The sequence below is a fragment of the Streptomyces cinnabarinus genome, assembly GCF_027270315.1.
Taxonomy (GTDB): Bacteria; Actinomycetota; Actinomycetes; order Streptomycetales; family Streptomycetaceae; genus Streptomyces; species Streptomyces cinnabarinus.
Genome location: NZ_CP114413.1, coordinates 3,536,666 through 3,554,509, shown reverse-complemented (window position 1 = coordinate 3,554,509; position 17,844 = coordinate 3,536,666). Strand labels below are relative to the sequence as shown.

Annotated in this window: 16 protein-coding genes and 1 tRNA gene; 7 read left to right on the top strand and 10 right to left on the bottom strand. The window is 73.1% G+C overall.

Annotated elements, in window-relative coordinates; translation table 11 throughout:
- Positions 1–116: 116 nt before the first annotated feature.
- On the top strand, positions 117–1,463 hold the full coding sequence (locus STRCI_RS15890; protein ID WP_269659607.1) for a M6 family metalloprotease domain-containing protein: 1,347 nt from the start codon (positions 117–119) through the stop codon (positions 1,461–1,463).
- A 75-nt stretch (positions 1,464–1,538) separates the two neighbouring features.
- Here the strand turns inward: STRCI_RS15890 and STRCI_RS15885 are convergent.
- The 7 genes from STRCI_RS15885 to STRCI_RS15855 form a co-directional block, all read right to left on the bottom strand.
- Positions 1,539–1,612: transfer RNA gene (locus STRCI_RS15885), tRNA-Lys, on the bottom strand.
- Complete coding sequence (locus tag STRCI_RS15880; protein WP_269664557.1) at positions 1,603–2,172, bottom strand: bifunctional DNA primase/polymerase; 570 nt, start codon at positions 2,170–2,172, stop codon at positions 1,603–1,605. Before STRCI_RS15880 ends, STRCI_RS15885 begins: the two co-directional genes overlap by 10 nt.
- 118 nt (positions 2,173–2,290) lie before the next feature.
- Positions 2,291–2,659 (bottom strand): hypothetical protein, encoded by a 369-nt coding sequence (locus tag STRCI_RS15875; protein WP_269659606.1) that lies wholly within the window; start codon positions 2,657–2,659, stop codon positions 2,291–2,293.
- A gap of 226 nt (positions 2,660–2,885) precedes the next feature.
- Positions 2,886–4,220 (bottom strand): AAA family ATPase, encoded by a 1,335-nt coding sequence (locus STRCI_RS15870; RefSeq protein ID WP_269659605.1) that lies wholly within the window; start codon positions 4,218–4,220, stop codon positions 2,886–2,888.
- Complete coding sequence (locus tag STRCI_RS15865) at positions 4,217–5,803, bottom strand: hypothetical protein (protein ID WP_269659604.1); 1,587 nt, start codon at positions 5,801–5,803, stop codon at positions 4,217–4,219. The genes STRCI_RS15870 and STRCI_RS15865 overlap by 4 nt, the downstream gene beginning before the upstream one ends.
- A gap of 79 nt (positions 5,804–5,882) precedes the next feature.
- Positions 5,883–7,025, bottom strand: coding sequence for a hypothetical protein (locus STRCI_RS15860; protein WP_269659603.1), 1,143 nt, complete (start codon positions 7,023–7,025; stop codon positions 5,883–5,885).
- On the bottom strand, positions 6,976–7,977 hold the full coding sequence (locus STRCI_RS15855) for a phosphatase PAP2 family protein (RefSeq protein ID WP_269659602.1): 1,002 nt from the start codon (positions 7,975–7,977) through the stop codon (positions 6,976–6,978). Before STRCI_RS15855 ends, STRCI_RS15860 begins: the two co-directional genes overlap by 50 nt.
- Positions 7,978–8,167: 190 nt before the next feature.
- On the opposite strand from STRCI_RS15855, the gene STRCI_RS15850 reads away from it, so the two are divergent.
- Entirely contained in the window at positions 8,168–8,764 is a 597-nt protein-coding gene (locus STRCI_RS15850) for a histidine phosphatase family protein (RefSeq protein WP_269659601.1), read from the top strand.
- A 19-nt stretch (positions 8,765–8,783) separates the two neighbouring features.
- Here STRCI_RS15850 and STRCI_RS15845 read toward each other — a convergent pair whose 3' ends face one another.
- Entirely contained in the window at positions 8,784–10,226 is a 1,443-nt protein-coding gene (locus tag STRCI_RS15845) for an NsdA family TPR-like regulatory protein (protein WP_269659600.1), read from the bottom strand.
- A gap of 298 nt (positions 10,227–10,524) precedes the next feature.
- On the opposite strand from STRCI_RS15845, the gene STRCI_RS15840 reads away from it, so the two are divergent.
- Positions 10,525–10,881, top strand: a complete 357-nt coding sequence (locus tag STRCI_RS15840; protein ID WP_269659599.1) for a hypothetical protein — start codon at positions 10,525–10,527, stop codon at positions 10,879–10,881.
- Positions 10,882–11,008: 127 nt separating this feature from the next.
- Positions 11,009–11,875 (top strand): spermidine synthase, encoded by an 867-nt coding sequence (locus tag STRCI_RS15835; protein ID WP_269659598.1) that lies wholly within the window; start codon positions 11,009–11,011, stop codon positions 11,873–11,875.
- A gap of 48 nt (positions 11,876–11,923) precedes the next feature.
- Here the strand turns inward: STRCI_RS15835 and STRCI_RS15830 are convergent, their stop codons facing one another.
- The gene (locus tag STRCI_RS15830) at positions 11,924–12,448 is read right to left on the bottom strand and encodes a hypothetical protein (RefSeq protein WP_269659597.1); all 525 of its coding nucleotides are present in this window, start codon (positions 12,446–12,448) and stop codon (positions 11,924–11,926) included.
- Positions 12,449–12,557: 109 nt separating this feature from the next.
- Here STRCI_RS15830 and STRCI_RS15825 point away from each other — a divergent pair, with 109 nt between their 5' ends.
- From STRCI_RS15825 to STRCI_RS15815, 3 genes are all read left to right on the top strand, one after another.
- A complete protein-coding gene (locus tag STRCI_RS15825; RefSeq protein WP_269659596.1) occupies positions 12,558–13,265 on the top strand; it encodes a response regulator transcription factor in 708 nt (235 codons plus the stop codon).
- Entirely contained in the window at positions 13,262–14,659 is a 1,398-nt protein-coding gene (locus STRCI_RS15820; RefSeq protein ID WP_269659595.1) for a HAMP domain-containing sensor histidine kinase, read from the top strand. The genes STRCI_RS15825 and STRCI_RS15820 overlap by 4 nt, the downstream gene beginning before the upstream one ends.
- Before the next feature lie 122 nt (positions 14,660–14,781).
- Positions 14,782–16,242: a glycoside hydrolase family 18 protein gene (locus tag STRCI_RS15815; protein WP_269659594.1), complete on the top strand. Its 1,461-nt coding sequence runs from the start codon at positions 14,782–14,784 to the stop codon at positions 16,240–16,242.
- Between the two features lie 136 nt (positions 16,243–16,378).
- On the opposite strand, the gene STRCI_RS15810 is transcribed toward STRCI_RS15815, so the two are convergent.
- Positions 16,379–17,815, bottom strand: a complete 1,437-nt coding sequence (locus tag STRCI_RS15810) for a GH1 family beta-glucosidase (protein WP_269659593.1) — start codon at positions 17,813–17,815, stop codon at positions 16,379–16,381.
- Between the last annotated feature and the right edge of the window lie 29 nt (positions 17,816–17,844).

Below are 17,844 nucleotides of genomic sequence, written 5' to 3'. Positions count from 1 at the left end.
ATGTGACGGTCCGTGAGCGATTCGGGGGTGTCGGAGCCCGTACTTTCCCGGCCCTCTCACCCTTCCGGTGCAGACAAACAGGGCGTAGTACGACAAATTCACACAGGCTGGGTGCGGTGTCCCGCGAACCGCTCCCGGAGGTCCACGTGCCGCGTCAGCTCCCGCTCGGGGAACTCACCCGTGCGACGTTCCGGGGGCTCGGGAGCCGGCTGCGGGAATGCCCCCGACTGCGCACCACCGCCGCCCTGTTCACCACGATGTCCGCGCTCGCCGCGACCTCCCTGGTCTCCGCCCCCTCGGTCGCCGAGCCCTTCGCGGCGGCGCCCTGCGCGCTGAAGCGCACCGACGCCCACCACTCGGAGGGCCTGGACACCTGGAACGCCGCCTATCCGCGCCCGGACACCTCGCTGGACGCGGTGATGGTCTTCCTGTCCTTCCCCGACTCGCTCCCGCTGACCAGCCCCGCCGAGCTGACCGCCGACCACTTCCCGGCCACCAGCCGCTTCTTCGAACGCGCCTCCTACGGCCGCTTCTCCCTGCGCCCGCACCCCCTCCGGGACTGGATCCGGATGCCCCGCCCGTCCACGGCGTACGCCATACAGCGCGACTGGACTCCGGCGCACCGGTCCGCCTATCTGCGCGACGCCCTGGCGGTGGCCGACAGCCGGGTGGACTTCTCGCGCTATGACGTCGTCTACTTCGTCGCCGACCCGGACGCGCCCGGGGTGGACTCCGACGCCACGAAGGTGGTCAACCTGGACGCCCCGCTGACCGCCGACGGCGCCGAGATCCGGCGGGTGGTCACGGTCTTCGAGCAGCATCCCCCGGACCGTCTCGTCCTCGCCCACGAGACGGGCCACGTCTTCGACCTGCCGGACCTCTACCACCGGCCCATGGACGGCCAGGGCGACTGGGACACCTATGTCGGCGACTGGGACCTGATGGGCAGCCAGTTCGGGCTCGCCCCCGACCTGTTCGCCTGGCACAAGTGGAAACTCGGCTGGCTGGACCCCCGTCAGGTGACCTGTGTCCGTGAGCGGGGCGGTACCCGGCTCACCCTGGAGCCCCTCGGGGCCGGACCGGGCGTCCCGGTGACCGGCGCGGCGGGGGCGCCCGCCTTCGGGCTCGGCGGCGGCACCAAGCTCGCGGTGGTCCGCACCGGCGCGGACAGCGCGCTCGCCTTCGAGGCGCGCGGCCGGGTCGGCAACGACGCGGAGGCCTGCCGGGACGGCGTCCTCGTCTACCGCGTGAGCAGCGGTGCCGAGTCCGGCCGCGGCCCGATCGAGGTCATCGACGCCCACCCCCGCACCGAGGCCTGCTGGGAGGACTCCGTCTACCCCGCCCTCGCCGACGCCCCGGTCGCCCTGGGCGAGAGCTTCACGGTGCCGGGCGAGGACGTACGGGTGGAGGTGGAGGGACGGACGGCATCGGGGGCCTGGACGGTGCGGATCGTGAGGGGGTAGGGCGGCGGTCTCGCGCAGGCGATTGTGCACATACATGAAAGGCCCCTCGCTCTCACGAGGGGCCTTCCAGTGTCGTGCGCCGCCAGGGACTCGAACCCCGGACCCGCTGATTAAGAGTCAGCTGCTCTAACCAACTGAGCTAGCGGCGCCTGCTGACGTCGTAGACCTTAGCATCATGGTCGGCGGGAGGAAAAATCGATATCCGCACGGCCGCGCGGGCTGCTCGGACGGCCGCCCAGAGCAGGATCTCGGGGCCCGGCAGCCAGGGGTGCGGGGTGTCCGGGGCCACTAACCAGCGGGAGCCGGCGGGGGCGGGCGCGGGGGCGCCGGCCGGGGCCGGGACGGTCACCGCGTCGCCGTTGCCGTGGCACAGCAGTGGCGGGATGTTCTCGGTCCGGCCGAACTCCTCCCAGCCGAGCAGCGACGGCAGCCGCTGAGCCGTGCCGGGGGCGGCGAACAGCAGCATCCGGCCCCGGAACACAGCCACCGGTCCGGAACCCGGGCCGTCGTCCCAGAGCCGGTCGAGCATCCGGCGCCCGAACATCGCGGGGGTGCTGACCACGTCGAACACCGATCCACAGGGCAGCACGACGGGGGCGTCCGGACGCTCCTCCCAGAACGCCAGGGTGCTGCGCGGATACGTTCCTGCTGAGGCCAGCCAGGCGGCTCCGTCCGGGGTGACGCCCGCGGCGTCGAGGCAACTGCTCATGGCCATCAGATGTACCGGCCGTGAGCGTCCCCTTTCGGAGAGTTGCCGGAAACCGGGACAGGGGCGGGTGCGGGGGAGTATCTTGCCCGTTTCTTGCCCGCCTGGCATATGCCCCGAGTCACACGGGGTCGACGTGTTCCCGCCCCTCGACCGCCCCGCGCAGCAGGTCTCTGCCGAACTCGACCATCTTCTTGGCGTAGTCCTCGGTCCACTCCGCCCGCTCGGCGATGTCCGCGGTGGTCAGCCGGTCGAAGTGCCGGGGGTCGGCGAGCTGGGCCGCCGCGATGGCCTGGAACTCCACGGCACGGTCGGCCGCCGCCCGGAACGCGAGCGTCAGCTCGGTGGCCCGCGCCAGCAGCGCCCGGGGGTCGTCGATCGACTCCAGGTCGAAGAAGTGCTCCGGGTCGGCGGCCGCCTGCGTGGGCTCGAAGAGCAGGGGCGCGGGGCGTAGCCGCGGTTCGTTCCGACGCGGCGTGGGCTCCGCCATGTCTTCTCCTCCTCGTACGTCAGTGATGACCCCGGTGAAGCGGGCCACCGTCCATTGTCTCGCGCCCACGCAAGAGGGCATCGAGGCCCAGGTCAGCCCCTCCACGCCACCTTGTGTTCCGCCAGCCGTGCCAGCACCGCGTGGTTGGCCTGTAACCATCGGCCGCCTCCGGCGGGTGGGGCGGCGTCGCGCTGATCGCCCGCCGGGGCAGCTGCCGGAGGGGCGGTCAGGGCCGCCAGGCCACCCGGTGCTCGGACCAGCGATCCCATGTGGACATCATTGCCTCCCAGCCGTCCGGGAACTTCACCACCGTTCCGAGCTGGACCGGTTCCGTCGACGGATAGTCGTCCAGGAGGTCGCTCACACCTGCTCGGCAGATCATGATGCAGGCGTGCCGGTGGCGGGAGGCCAGGACGCACAGGCGGCCCGTCTCCAGGTGGAAGGCGGTGGCGTCGGGGCGGCCCGAGAGGGGATGCAGGACGACGGTGACGTCGTACTCGCGGCCCTGGAGCCGGTTCGCCGTGTCGACCGTGACGTCGTGGACGCCGAGGTCCGCCAGCGCCGCCCGCACCGCCGCCGCCTGGTCGCGGTGCGCGGTGCCGACGGCGACCCGGTCCGCGGTCAGCGGCGCCGGGTCCGGCGAGCGCTCCGACGTGGCCGCGCCACCCCGGTCGAGCAGCCGCCGTACGACCGCCGCCACCGCGCCCACCGCCTCCGGGTCCGTGCGCGGGGTGTGCCGGGCGGGCAGCTCCAGCAGGCCCCAGCCGGACTCGGCCGCCTCGTCGATCACGCGGTCCGGTGCGGAGCCGTCGGAGGGGACGGCGAAGGTGAGGCGGCGGTCGTCGTGTCCGGTGCCGCTGCGGAAGGGCGTGTACGGGTAGAAGGCGTCCGAGACCAGCGGCGCCGCCGACGCCGGCAGGCGCCAGGACACCGGCAGCCGGTGCTGGGGCAGCTCGGGGTTGTGCGCGAGCAGCGTCGTCACCGCGGAGCCCGAGGGGTCGTACGACAGGCCCGCCCACTGGTCGCTGCCCACGATCGCGAACGGGTCCAGCTGACCCGGGTCGCCCACGAACAGCGCCCGCTCGAACAGCCCGGCCACGGCCAGCAGCGCGTCCGAGCGCATCTGGTACGCCTCGTCCACGATCGCGTGCCGCCACGGCTCGTCGACCTTCACATGCGCCCACTTCGCGGCCGTCGAGATCGTGACCGGCAGCCCGGTGAGATCCGCGGCCTTCGCCGACTTCCGTACGTTCGCCAGGCCGTCGAGCGCCTTGTCGTACGGGTCGGTGTCGCTGCTGTGCAGGCGGCCCACCGGCAGGTCCGGGTTCTTCTCGGCGAGCCGCAGCACCAGGTCGTCGACCTGGGCGTTGGTCTGCGCCACCACCATCAGCGGGCGGCCCGCCTCGGCCAGTTCCAGCGCCGCCCGCACCACCAGCGTGGACTTCCCGGCGCCGGGCGGGGAGTCCACGACGACCCCGCGGTGGATGCCGTGCAGGGTGTCGGCGAGGATCGCGTCGGTGGCCTGCGCGGCCGCCGCGCCCGGATCGAACACGGCGGTCACAGGACGTCCTCCTCGGTGAGCCGGTCGGCGGCCTCCGGCAGCGCCTCCCCGGGCGGCCCGCCGTGCGTCCACGGGGTCTGCTCCGGGTCGGGCAGCTTCGCCCCGCCCCGCTGCTCGTGTTCGAACAGCGTGAAGCAGATCCGGTCGCCCTTCTCCGGCACGGACCCCTCCTCGGGCTCCTTGCCGCGGCCCATCTTGTCCAGGACGCGCAGGGTCAGCTGATCGCCGTCCGCCCCGACGAGCTCCGTGGCCTGCGGCTTCCCGCCCAGCGAGCGGTACGCCCTGACCCGCTCGGCGAGCTGCGGCCGGTCGTCGGTGCGCACGGTGACCAGCGGGCGCGGACTGGGCCGCTTGCCCTCGCTGTACGCCATCACGACATCGGTGACCTCACCCACGAACGCCTCCCCGGCAAGCCGCCGCCCGGCCATCACCAGCGGGTCGTCGAGGGCCTCCTGGGCATCGAGGCGGGCCTGCTCGCGCTCCCGCGAGGCGAGCTTGTTCGCCGCCGTCACCGCGTCGTCACGGCGCGGCTGCGGGGGCTCGCCGGCCGTGATCCGGTCCCGGTGGGCGGTGAACGACCAGCGGTCGCGCGTCCACCGCTCCTCGACATGGGCACCGGGGGGCAGTTCCCGCAGCAGATCCAGGCCTGCCCACACCGCGTCCCAGGTGGGCCGCATGCTCTTCTCGACCAGTGCGCGGATCTCCCGCTCGGCGGCCGTCAGCACCGCGAGCCGGTCGTCGGCCTCCAGACCGTCCTCGGCGGCGGCGAGCGCGGTGCGGGCCCGGTCGTAGCGCTCGAAGGCGGGGGCGAGCAGCTTGTTGTCGAACGCCGGGTCGGTGGCCGGTCCGGCGGGCGGGCACAGCAACTGGCCCTGGTCGTCGCGCCCCAGCTCCGCGCGCAGGGCGGCCGCGGCGCCGGTCTCGCCCTCCGGCGGGTCGATCCAGGAGAGCAGCGCCCCGAGGTGCTGGTCCTCCAGGGTGGACTGGCCGGTCGCCCAGTGCCTCGCCAGTACGTCCGTCATGGCCAGCAGCAACGAGGAGCCGGGCACCCGGGACCGCTCGCCGTACTGCGTCAGCCAGCGCCCCAGCAGCGGGACCCGGGGCGGCGCCGGGTACGGCGTGTCCGGGTCCTGTTCCGCCGTACGCCGGAAGCGCATCGAGCGGCCGAGCAGGCGGACGTAGTCCAGGCCCGCGCGGCTCGGGACGATCAGCTGGGCCGCGTCCGCGCACAGGTCGACCTCGACCTTGACCCGCTTGCCGGTCTCCGGGTCGGTGTCGGTGCGCTCGGCGGCCTCGACGACCTCCGTGTGCGCCTCGATGTGCGGCAGCACGGTGTCGGCGAGGTCGGCCAGGAACGCGAACCGCAGATCGCGGTCGCGCGGCTGCGGCACGACCAGCAGCCGGGGCGCGCCGCGCTCGGTACCGACCAGGGCGCCGAGCGGCGCACCGGCCTCACCGGCGGTGGTGAGCGGCACGAACACCAGTGGCCGCTCGGACAGATGCCGATGCCGGACGGTGGCCGACGGCTGCGCGCGACCGGTGCTGATCGCCTCCAGGCGGGCCAGGGTGGTGATCAGGGACACGGGTCGGTCTCCGGGGTGCCGAGGGCCTTGGCTCGCGGGTGCGCGGCTCGGGGCGGTGCCGTTGCGGCCGGGGCAGTGGTCAGGGACACGGGACCGCCTCCCGGGTGCCGAGGGCCTCGGCGCGGAGGTGGGCCGCTCTGCGCAGGGCCGCCACGGCGGGGTCGGAGGGGTCGCCCGATGTGCCGTGGGCCGCCGCCAGGACGTCCTCGACCGTGGCCAGGCCGCCCAGGTCGGCGCGGGCCGAGCGGCCGAGGGAGGTGACCGCGCCCGCCGCGCGGGAGCGGTCGCGGCAGTGGAAGGCCAGTTCGCAGGCGGACAGGCACTCGGGGGCGTAGGTCGCCGGGACCGACTCCACCGCGGCCGTCAGGTCGGCGGCGGGCAGGGCGGGGTCGAAGCAGGTGCCCTCGGGGAGCGTGTCGGCGATGTCCTCGATCCGGGTGAGCCGGACCAGCTGACGGGCGGTCACCGTGCGCTGCTTGCGGATGTCGACGGCGGAGGCGGTGGGCTGGTTGGAGAAGTCCTTGGGGCAGACGAGGAGGATGCGGTGGCGTACGCGCGGGGGCGGGCCGTTCTCGGCGAGGCGGGCGGCCACCTGCTCCAGCGCCAGTACGTACACCGCCGCCTGGCGGGCCGCGGCGCCCACCTTCGCGGGGTCCGCGGAGCCGTCCAGCATCGGGAAGGACTTGATCTCCACGACCGTCCAGCTGCCGTCGGGGTGCACCACCACCGCGTCCGGCTCCAGGAACGCGGGCGAGCCCGCGACGTCCAGCGCCAGCATCGGGTGGTCCAGCAGGGTCCAGGCGCCGGGTGCCTCGACCGCCTCGCGCAGCGCCAGTGCCGTACGGGCCGTGCGGCCCTCGGGGCCCGACGCGGCGAGGTCCGGCACGCGCGCGCGGGCGGGCGGTTCGGCCGCGCGGTCCACCTTGGCGTGCACCAGCCGCAGCAGCTCGGCGCCGCCGTCCGCCTTGACCTTCGCCTCGAAGGCGTTGCCGCGGGTGAGGGCGAACTGTGACTGCCCGAAGGCCGAGGGCGCGCCCAGCGCGCTCGCCAGTGCCGTCTTGTTCACCCCGGCGCCGTCCAGGATCGCGCGCCGTCTGCACCCGGGGTTGGCGGCGAGGGCGGCCAGCGCGCGGGCGTCCAGCGCCTTGGCCGCTACCTCGGGACCGCGCAGCTCAGCGAGCCGTTGCCGGAGCGCCGTCCCCCGCGTCCGTGGGAGAGGCACCCGGTTCGGCTCCGGGCTCGAACCGTGAATCGCGCTGCCGTGGAAATCGCTCACCCGCGGAAGTCTGGCATCCGCCACTGACAATCGGGGCTTCTGCGGCGGGAGATGCCACCGAGGACGCCGTGGGAGCGGCCTCGGACGACGCCCGCGCCGAGCTCGCCGCGACCAGCGAGCCGCGCCCCTCGAAGCGGGCCCGGACCCGGTCCGCGCAGCGCAGGACGTACGGCGTGAGCAGCAGTCCGGCACCCATCACCGCGGCGCCGGCGACCGCGTCCAGGAAGTAGTGGTTCGCGGTGCCCATGACCACGATCACCGTCACCGTCGGATAGATGACCGCGGCGATCTTCGTGATGCGGTTCCCGCCGTACCGCCACAGCATCACACCGCACCACAGCGCCCAGCCGCAGTGCAGGCTCGGCATCGCCGCGTACTGGTTGGTCAGTCCGCCGAGGCCCTTCGGGGCGCTGGCCTCGCCGCCCCACCAGCCGTACGAGCTGTAGTAGGCCATCGTGTCCACGAAGCCGTAGGTCGGGGAGAGCAGCCGGGGCGGGCAGGTCGGCATCAGGGTGAAGCCGATCAGGCCGATGAAGGTGGACGTCATCAGCCAGGTGCGGGCGACGCGGTAGTGCACGGCACGGGACCGGAAGATCCAGACCAGGACCACCGGGGTGACCAGGTAGTGCAGCGAGGCGTACCAGAAGTCCGCCGGCACGCCCAGCCAGGGCTCGCGGGTGAAGAGACGGTTCAGCGGGTGCTCGGCGTTGAGGAACAGCACCTTCTCGACGCGCAGGATCGCCAGGCCGTGGTCCACGGCCGAGGTGACGTCGCCACGGGCCAGCAGCCGGCCCGCCGAGTAGCACGCGTACACCAGAACGATCAGTGGCAGCTCGGTCCACCAGCGCAGACGGGTTCGCGGAGCCGCCTTCATGCCTGGTGTCTCGGCGTGCGGCATCCGATCGCCTCCCCCTTCTCGTTGTGGCGCCGGTTGCCCGGACAGGCCACCTTACGGTGTACGTGCACGCCTCCGTCAGGCGCCCCCGGCCCTGATAGACGCAGAGATCGCCCGCCGGGTTGCCCCCTCACAGGGTGCGGGATGATGGAGGGGTTCCGCCTCGCATATTCCTGGAAAGGCTCCGGACCCCATGGCACCGCGCATTCTGCTGGCCCGGCACGGACAGACCGAGTGGTCGCTGTCCGGCAAGCACACCGGGCGGACGGACGTGCCGCTGCTGGAGGAGGGGCGCCGCGGGGCCAAGCTGCTCGGCGAGCGGCTGCACCGGCCGCCGCTGGACGGGCTGCCCGGGGTGGAGGTGCGCACCAGCCCGCTGGTCCGCGCGCGGGAGACCTGCGAGCTGGCGGGGTTCGGGGACCGGGCCACCGAGTGGGACACGCTGATGGAGTGGGACTACGGCGCCTACGAGGGCCTGACCCCGGACGAGATCCAGTCCCTGCGCCCCGGCTGGCTGATCTGGCGGGACGGCGTCCCCGAGGGCGAGACCCTCGCCGAGGTCACCGCGCGGGCGGACGAGGTGGTGTCCTGGGCGCGCTCCGCCGACCGCGACGTCCTGATCTTCGCCCACGGCCACATCCTGCGCTCCATAGGCGCCCGCTGGCTGGGTCTGCCCTTGGACTTCGCGGCCCGTATCCGCCTGAACCCGACCTCGCTGTCGGTCCTGGGCTGGGCCTACGGGGAGCCCGCGCTGGAGAACTGGAACGACGTGGGGCACCTGGCGGGCTGAACGCCTCGCGCCTCGCCCGTCACACCGCTCGCGGCACACTCGCGTGCCGCTCCAGGAATGTCGACACTCCGGCCGCCCTCCGGTGCGGGAGCAGCACCCGGGCCGTGCCCGCCAGCATGGTCTGGATGCGGGAGGACTGGACCTCGGCCAGCAGGTCCAGGACGCGCATTCCGGCCGCCGCCGCCTCGTCCGGGCGCCCGCCGCGCGCGAGGTCGTCGGCCAGTTCCGCCGTGTACAGGGCGATGTTGCGGCTGAAGTGCGGGTCCTGGAGATCGGCCGCGCGGCCCGCGTGCCGTGCCGCCCGGCGCCAGTCGCCCAGCGTCGACCAGACCTGCGCCTCCAGGCCCTCCAGTTCGGCCTCGCCGTAGAAGCTCATCCACTCGGGGTCGGCGTCCGAGCGGCCCCGCGCGTACAGCGCCTGTGCCCGCGCCAGTGCCTGTGCGCAGCCCGTGCGGTCGGCGAGGCCCGCCCAGCCGCCCGCCTCGCGCAGCGAGAGCAGGGACATCAGGCGCGCGGAGCCGAGCGGGCGCGCGACGCGCTGTGCGGCCTGCGCGGCGCGCACCGCCTCACGCGGGCGCCCCGCGTCCCGCGCGAGGAACGACGTGTTGCAGAAGGCGTGTGCCTCAAGACCCGGATCCCCGGCCATCCGGGCGGTCGCCAGCGCCTCCGCGTAGTGCGAGCGCGCGTCGTCGAACCGCCCCGAGTCGTGCGCCAGCCAGCCGACCGAGATGGCCAGCTCACCGGCGCCCGAGTGCAGCCGTTCACCTGCCGCGTGCCGAGTCGTACCGGCGTCCAGCAGCGCGTAAGCGGCGCGCAGCGGTGCCGCCGCGCGCCGGTACAGGCCGTCCGCGCCGTGCCGGTCGTCCAGCAGCCGGATCCTGCGGACCGCTTCCTCCAGTGCCGCCACCTCGCTCGTCCCGATACGCCGCGCGGGGCGTTCCGCGGCCGTGGCGTCGATGGCGAGCCCGAAAGGGCTGAGCGAGGCGGCGGCCACCGTGGCGCCTCCGCCGGTCATGAATGCGCGACGCAGCACGTCGCTCTCCTCGGGTTTCTCGTGCGTGTCGTACGGGTCTTGCGTCACATACGGCTCGGGCGCCCCCCATGTCTCACTCACGATGAACGCGGGTCTCACGGAGTGAGACGCCGGCGCGTCCTCCGCCTCGCGCGCCCGGCGCCCGCGAACGGACGCCCGGGGCGCGAAGCCCAGATCGGTGAGCGTGCTACCGGGGAACATGTGCAGGAACACCCGTTCGTACGCGTAGTTGGGGCAACGGATCTCGCCCGCTTCGACCCGGCCGATGTAACGCGCGTCACAGCACACTCGCTCCCCGATCTCGCGCGCGGCCCGGCGTACCGCCGCGGCGAACTCGGCCGGCGAGCGTTTGCCGCGCAACTGCCGGAACGCGAGGTTCGGTCGGGGTGGTCTGGGAAGCTGGGACGAGTTCAGCTCTGACGACGTCATGGCCGGGTCCTCTCGTGCGAACCGTCGAACCATGCCGAACTGGTGGCGAGTTGAACGATTTGTTCGCTTCGTACCCCCGGTGCCCGGCGGGCAAGAACGTACCTGCTGCGCCGGACCCGGCATGTGGTGTTTGGCTACAAACCGGATATCTCATCCAGCATCTGCCATGAACTGCCATCCTTTGCGGCGGACTTGTGCCGTAGCCGTTGACGTGGTGCCACGTTGAACTTCCTGGAACGGGAGCCGCCCGACTCCCGACCCGCTCGTTTCGAGGAGGGGTTCCGTGGTGGAGGCCGGGATGGAGATCAATCACAACTGCGATCTGGTGACCGTGCCCGCGCGGCAGGGTCTTGAGGCGGTCGACATCCTGCGCCGCGGGGCGGGGGACGCGGTGGGGCCCGTTCTGCACGACGACGGCTGCGACACCCTCGGATTCGTGGTACCGCCCGGGACCGCCGCCGGCTGGGACGTACCCGGCAGCATCTGCACCCGGACCGACGGCCGGGGCCTGAGTCTGCCCCCCGAGCCGCCGGCGGAGGGCTCCGACTGGCTGCTGCCGCCCGGCGAGGCGGACCTCGCGACGGACCCGGCGGTGCTGCGGGCGGCGCTCGGGGAAGCGGCCCGGCTGATCGAGGCGGCGGACAACTGCCAGTGACCCTTGGCGGCGACGCCGGGATCCCTGGCGGTGACGCCGGGAACCCCGCCGATGGCTTCGGGACCCCTGCCTGTGACCCCGCCCACCGCGGCCTGCGTGATCAGGCCCCGCTCCGCATAATGGCCGAATGGGCAAGTCCAGAAACTCCCGGCGCCAGGACGCGGCCGCCGCCGTCGTCGAGGCCGTCGACGGAGGGCTCGCCGAGCTGATACCCGACCGGGACCGGGCGCGCGCCTGGACCCTGCTCATCGACGGGGCGCCGCAGTCGCACGTCGACCTGGACGACCCGGCCTTCCTCTCCTTCGAGTACCAGCGGCGGCTCGGCCACGTCATCGACCTCGTCGCCCCACCCGGCCGCCCGATCCAGGCCGTGCACCTCGGCGGCGGCGCCCTCACCCTGGCCCGCTACGCCGCCGCCACCCGCCCCCGCTCCACCCAGCAGGTCGTCGAGCGGGACGCGCCCCTCGTCCAACTCGTCCGCCGTGAGCTGCCGCTGGACCGGAACGCCCGGATCCGGGTGCGGTCGGCGGACGCCCGCGAAGGGCTCGCCAAGGTGCCCGACGGCTGGGCCGACCTCGTCATCGCCGATGTCTTCAGCGGCGCCCGCACCCCGGCCCATCTGACCTCGACCGAGTTCCTCGACGACGTCCGCCGCGCACTGCGCCCCGGCGGCTGGTACGCCGCCAACCTCGCCGACGGACCGCCGCTCGCGCATCTGCGCGGCCAGATCGCCACCGCCGCCGTCCGCTTCCCCGAGCTGGCCCTGGTCGCCGATCCGACGGTGCTGCGCGGCAAACGCTTCGGCAACGCCGTACTGGTGGCCGCCGACCACCCGCTCCCGGTCGCGGAACTCACCCGCCGGGCCGCCTCCGACCCGCACCCGGCGCGGGTCGAGCACGGCAGGTCGCTCCTCGACTTCACGGGCGGCGCCACCCCGGTCACGGACGCCGCGGCAGTGGCCTCGCCCGCGCCACCGGCCTCGGTCTTCCGCTGAGACCGGAGGCTTTCCCTGAGACGGAAGGCTTCCGCCGAGGCCGGAGGGTCAGTAGTCCTCGACCGTCACCCGCGGCGCGCTGTCGTGCCAGGTGCAGAATACCGACACCCGGTCCGCGCCCTGGGCGAACTCCACCCGGATCCAGGACTCCGTCTTCCACACCTGCATCGACCAGCCCGTGCCCGGCGTCGCCGAGACCAGCGTGGCGTAGGTGTCGCGCAGGTCGAAGACCACTCGGCCACCGTCGGTGTCGTAGGGCTTGACCTGTCCGGAGGCCGGGGGAGCCGGGGCGGCCGGGGTGCGGGTGGGCGTGCTGGAGGCGTTGGGCTTCTTCGTCGAAGGCGGCTGGGACGACGGGCTCTTCGTGGGGGTGCCCGACGGAGCCCCCCGTTGCGTCGAGGAGGCCAGCGGCTTCGACTCCTGCGTGGTCGCGTCAGCCGCCGCGATGGGCAGGGCGCGCGGCGGGTCGTACGCCGTGCCCGCCATGACCGTGTGGACGCCCCACCACGACAGCGTGACCGCCGCGCCCGTGGCGAGCGACCAAGCCAGTACGTGTACGAGTCCTCTGCGCATCGCGGGCCATACTGCCTCACCCGCCCCACTGGTGTCGTGTGTTGTCCACAGCCCGGCAGTTGTCCACAGGTCCGGACCGGGCTCCCCCGCATGGCGTACGGTGCGGCGCATGGCAAGTGTGCTCGTGGTCGAGGACGACCAGTTCGTACGCTCGGCCCTCATCCGGCATCTGACCGACGCCGCACACACCGTGCGCAGTGTCGGCACCGCCCTTGAGGCGCTGCGCGAGGTCGCCCATTTCCGTTTCGACGTGGTCATCCTGGACCTCGGACTGCCCGATCTGGACGGGTCCGAGGCCCTGAAGATGCTGCGCGGGATCACCGACGTCCCGGTGATCATCGCCACCGCCCGCGACGACGAGACGGAGATCGTCCGGCTGCTGAACGATGGCGCGGACGACTATCTGACCAAGCCGTTCTCCGTCGAGCACCTCTCCGCCCGGATGGCCGCCGTGCTGCGCCGCTCCCGGGCCACCGCGGGAGAGGCGCCGCCCGAGTCAGTGCTCCGCGTCGGCGGCCTCACCGTCGACCCGCTGCGCCGCCAGGCCGAACTGGACGGCGTACGCCTCGACCTGACGCGCCGAGAGTTCGACCTGCTCGCCTTCCTGGCCGGCCGCCCCGGCGTCGTCGTCCCCCGCAAGGAACTGCTCGCCGAGGTGTGGCAGCAGTCCTACGGCGACGACCAGACCATCGACGTGCACCTGTCCTGGCTGCGCCGCAAACTCGGCGAGACCGCCGCGAGCCCGCGCTATCTGCACACCCTGCGCGGGGTCGGCGTGAAGCTGGAGCCACCGGTGCCCGGGGGGCCGCCGCGATGAGATGGGCCCTGGTCAAGGTCTCGCTGGCGGTCACCACCATGGTCGTGCTGGCCTTCGCCGTGCCGCTCGGCCTGGTCATCAAGGAGATGGCCCGCGACCGCGCCTTCTCCAACGCCGAGCGGGAGGCCGCCGCGGTCGCCCCCGCGCTGTCCATCACCACCGACCGCGACCAGCTCGAACGGGTCGTGGCCTCCGCCGGATCCGAGGCGGAGATGGCCGTGCACATACCGGCGGCCGACGGCGCCGAGGCCGTCGACATCGGCCGGCAGCGCGCCGCCCGCCACGACATCGCGACCGTCCGCAAGCTCGGCCGCGCCTCCACCACGGAGGTGCCCGGCGGCTCCACCCTGCTCCAGCCCGTCGCGATCAGCTCCGGCGAGATCGCCGTCGTGGAGGTGTACGTCCCCGAGGCCGAGGTCAGCAACGGCGTCTCGACGGCCTGGGCGGTCCTCGCCGTCGTGGGTATCGCCCTGATCGTCGGCTCGGTCGCGGTCGCCGACCGGCTCGGCGTCCGGATGGTGCAGCCCGCGCAGCGCCTGGTCGAGGGCGCGCACGAACTGGGGGAGGGCAAGCTGGGCGCCCGGGTGCCGGAGGAGGGACCGAAGGAACTGCGGCTGGCCGCGACCGCGTTCAACTCCATGGCCGACCAGGTCGTCCAACTGCTGGCGAACGAACGGGAGCTGGCCGCCGATCTCTCGCACCGGCTGCGCACCCCGCTGACCGTGCTGCGCCTGAACGCCGCCTCGCTGGGCGACGGACCGGCCGCCGAGCAGACCCGGGCCGCGGTCGCCCAGCTGGAGCGGGAGGTCGACACCATCATCCGGACGGCGCGGGAGGCCAAGCCGCAGACGGCGGCGATCGGTCCGGGCGCCGGCTGTGACGCGGCCGAGGTCGTGCGCGAGCGGATGGAGTTCTGGTCGGCGCTGGCCGAGGACGAGGGCCGCAAGGTGCGGGTGGCCGGGGTCGACCGGCCGGTGCGCATACCCGTGGCGCGGGCCGACCTGGCCGCCGCGCTGGACGCCCTGCTCGGCAATGTCTTCCGGCACACCTCGGAGGGCACCGCCTTCGCGGTCGACGTGCACAACGGCGAGGACGCGGTGATCGTGCTGGTGTCCGACGCCGGGCCCGGCATACCCGACCCGGAGGCGGCGATGGCCCGCGGCCGGGGCTCCGGCAGCGCCGGTTCCACCGGGCTCGGCCTGGACATCGTGCGCCGGCTCGCCGAGTCCACGGGCGGTGATGTGCGCATCGGCTCCTCCGTGCTCGGCGGCACCGAGGTGCGGATCTGGATCCAGCTCGACGGTCGGGCGCCCGAGCGGCGCGGGCACCGGGTGCGCAGACGCCGGGGCAGCCGAATGGTCTTGTCCTTTAACCGGTCCCGATCCCTTCCTTAAGCGCACCCTAAGATCCGCAACCCTCGTCCCGATCAGGCCATTTGCCCGTTTCGGCCTCGCTAGCGTGCTGCCGCACCCCCACTCGTGAGCAGCACCCAGTGAGCAGCGAAAGCAGGCAGGCGATGAGCATCCACCGGCGCAGGGTCAGTGGCAGGAACAAGGCGATAGGCGGAGTCGTCGCCGCGGCCGTGGTCGGTGGCGGCGCCGTCTTCCTCACCGGGACCGCGCAGGCGGCCGGTGTGGGCGCCGCGTACACCAAGACCAGTGACTGGTCGACCGGTTACACCGCCCAGTACGTCGTCACCAACGGCACCGGCTCCACGAAGGCCGACTGGACCCTCACCTTCGACCTGCCGTCGGGCGCGAAGCTGAGCTCGCTGTGGAACGCCGAGTCCAGTGTGAGCGGTTCGCGGGTCACCGTGAAGCCCCCGGCCTGGGACAAGGACGGCCTCAAGGCCGGGGAGTCGGTCACCGTCGGCTTCGTCGTCAACGGCTCGGGCGACCCGAGCGGTTGTGTCGTGGACGGCGTCAAGTGCTCGACGGACGGGGGCGCGACCCCCGAGCCGTCCGGGCGCCCGACGGAGACGGCGACCCCGACACCGACCCCCACCAAGACCAGCACGCCGACCCCCACGGCCACGGCCACCCCCACCCCGACGGCCACGGAGTCCACCGGCAGCGGCAACACCGCCAACGCCGGGTTCGCCCCGTACGTCGACACCTCGCTCTACCCCGCCTTCGACCTGGTCGGCACCGCCGAGGCCACCGGCGTGAAGAACTACAACCTCGCCTTCATCACCGACGGCGGCGGCTGCACGCCCAAGTGGGGCGGCGTGAGCGACCTGGCGAGCGACGCGGTCGCCGGGCAGATCGGCGCGCTGCGCGCCAAGGGCGGCGACGTCCGGGTCTCCTTCGGCGGCGCGGCCGGCAGCGAGCTGGCCACCACCTGCTCCTCGGCGGACGCGCTGGCGGCGGCGTACAACAAGGTCGTGGAGGCCTACGACCTCACCAAGGTCGACTTCGACGTCGAGGGCGGCGCGCTGCCCGACGCGGCCGCCAACACCCGCCGCGCCCAGGCCATCGCCAAGCTCCAGAAGCAGCACCCGGACCTGAACGTCTCCTACACCCTCCCGGTGATGCCGGAGGGCCTGACCCAGCCCGGCGTCGACCTGCTGGCCGACGCCAAGAAGAACGGCGTGCGGATCGACGCCGTCAACATCATGGCGATGGACTACGGCCCGGCCTACAGCGGCGACATGGGCACCTACGCCGAACAGGCGGCCACCGCCACCCAGGCCCAGATCAAGGGCGTGCTCGGGCTGTCCGACAGCGCCGCCTGGAAGACCGTCGCGGTCACCCCGATGATCGGCGTCAACGACGTGGTGACGGAGATCTTCAAGGTCGAGGACGCCACCCAGCTGGTGAACTTCGCCAAGTCCAAGGGCCTCGGCTGGCTGTCGATGTGGTCGGGCACCCGCGACAAGGCCTGCCCCGGCGGCCCGAAGCCCGCGGCCGACGCCACGTGCAGCTCCATCGACCAGGACAAGAACGCCTTCAGCAAGGCCTTCGCGGCCTACAAGTGAGCCGTAGGAAGTGAGCCGTAGGCACCTGACCCTCGCCTCCACCTGACCCACGGGGGGCGCGCCCCGGCCGGTCCCCCATCCGGCCGGGGCGCGGCACGTCCCCTCCACGTGCCGCGCCCAGCTCCTGAAGAGCGGTCTAGTCCGACTCCACCGCCGGCAGCGCTCCCGACCGGGCCGCCCGCCCGTACCACAGGGCGCTGGACTTCGGCGTCCGCTCCAGCGTGGTGTAGTCGACGTACACCGCGCCGAACCGCTTGTCGTAGCCGTAGGACCACTCGAAGTTGTCCATCAGGGACCACAGGTAGTAGCCGCGGACATCGGCGCCGTCCTCGATGGCGCGGCGGACCGCCGAGAGGTGGCCGTGGAGGTAGGCGATGCGCTCGGGGTCGTGGACGCGGCCGTCGGGGTCGGGCTTGTCGTCGTAGGCAGCGCCGTTCTCCGTGATGTACAGCGGCAGCCCCGGGGCCTCGCGGGTGTAGCGCATGATCAGGTCGTGCAGGCCGGTCGGGTCGATCGTCCAGCCCATCTCGGTGCGCTCGCCCGGCGTCTGGTGGAAGGCCACGTCGTCCGCGCCCGGCCAGGGCGAGTGGGCGCTCGCCCCGTGACCGTCGGCGCGCGGGCCCGCCGGGGCCGACTCGGCGGCCGAGACCAGCGTGGGCGTGTAGTAGTTGAGGCCCAGCGCGTCGAGCGGCTGGTTGATCAGGGCCAGATCGCCGTCCTGGACGTAGTCCCAGTCCGTCAGCGGCGCCGTCGCCGTGAGCAACGACTGGGGGTAGGCCCCGTGCAGTATCGGGCCGTGGAAGATGCCGTTGGCCAGGTCGTCGATCCGCTGCCGGGCCGCCAGGTCTTCCGGGTCGTCGGAAACCGGCCTGACCACCGAGGAGTTGAGGCTGACCGCCACCCCGTTGCGGGCCGGCATCACCGAGCGCAGGGCCGAAGCGCCCAGTCCATGCGCCAGGTTGAGGTGGTGCGCGGCCTTCAGCGAGGCCGCCGGGTCCGTCCGGCCCGGGGCGTGCACCCCGGACGCGTACCCCAGGAAGGCGCTGCACCAGGGCTCGTTGAGCGTGATCCACTGCTCCACCCGGTCGCCGAGCGCTTCGCCGACGATCTGCGCATACTCCGCGAACCGGTACGCCGTGTCCCGCTCCGGCCAGCCGCCCGCGTCCTCCAGCTCCTGCGGCAGGTCCCAGTGGTAGAGCGTGACCGCCGGCTTGATGCCGTGCGCGAGCAGCTCGTCCACGAGACTGCGGTAGAAGTCCAGGCCCCGCTGGACCGCGGGCCCCCGCCCGGTCGGCTGCACCCGGGACCAGGAGATGGAGAAGCGGTAGGCCGTCAGGCCCAGCTCGGCCATCAGTGCCACGTCGTCACGGAATCGGTGGTAGTGGTCGACAGCGATGTCACCGGTCTCGCCGCCGACCGTCTTGCCGGGGGTATGGCTGAAGGTGTCCCAGATCGACGGCGTACGGCCGTCCTCCCGCACCGCCCCCTCGATCTGGTACGCGGAGGTGGCGGCGCCCCAGAGGAAGGCGGGAGGAAAGGTCGCCGGGGTCACCGGCTGTGCGGAGTCAGGCATGGAAGCGCTCCCATAGAGAGTCGGACAGG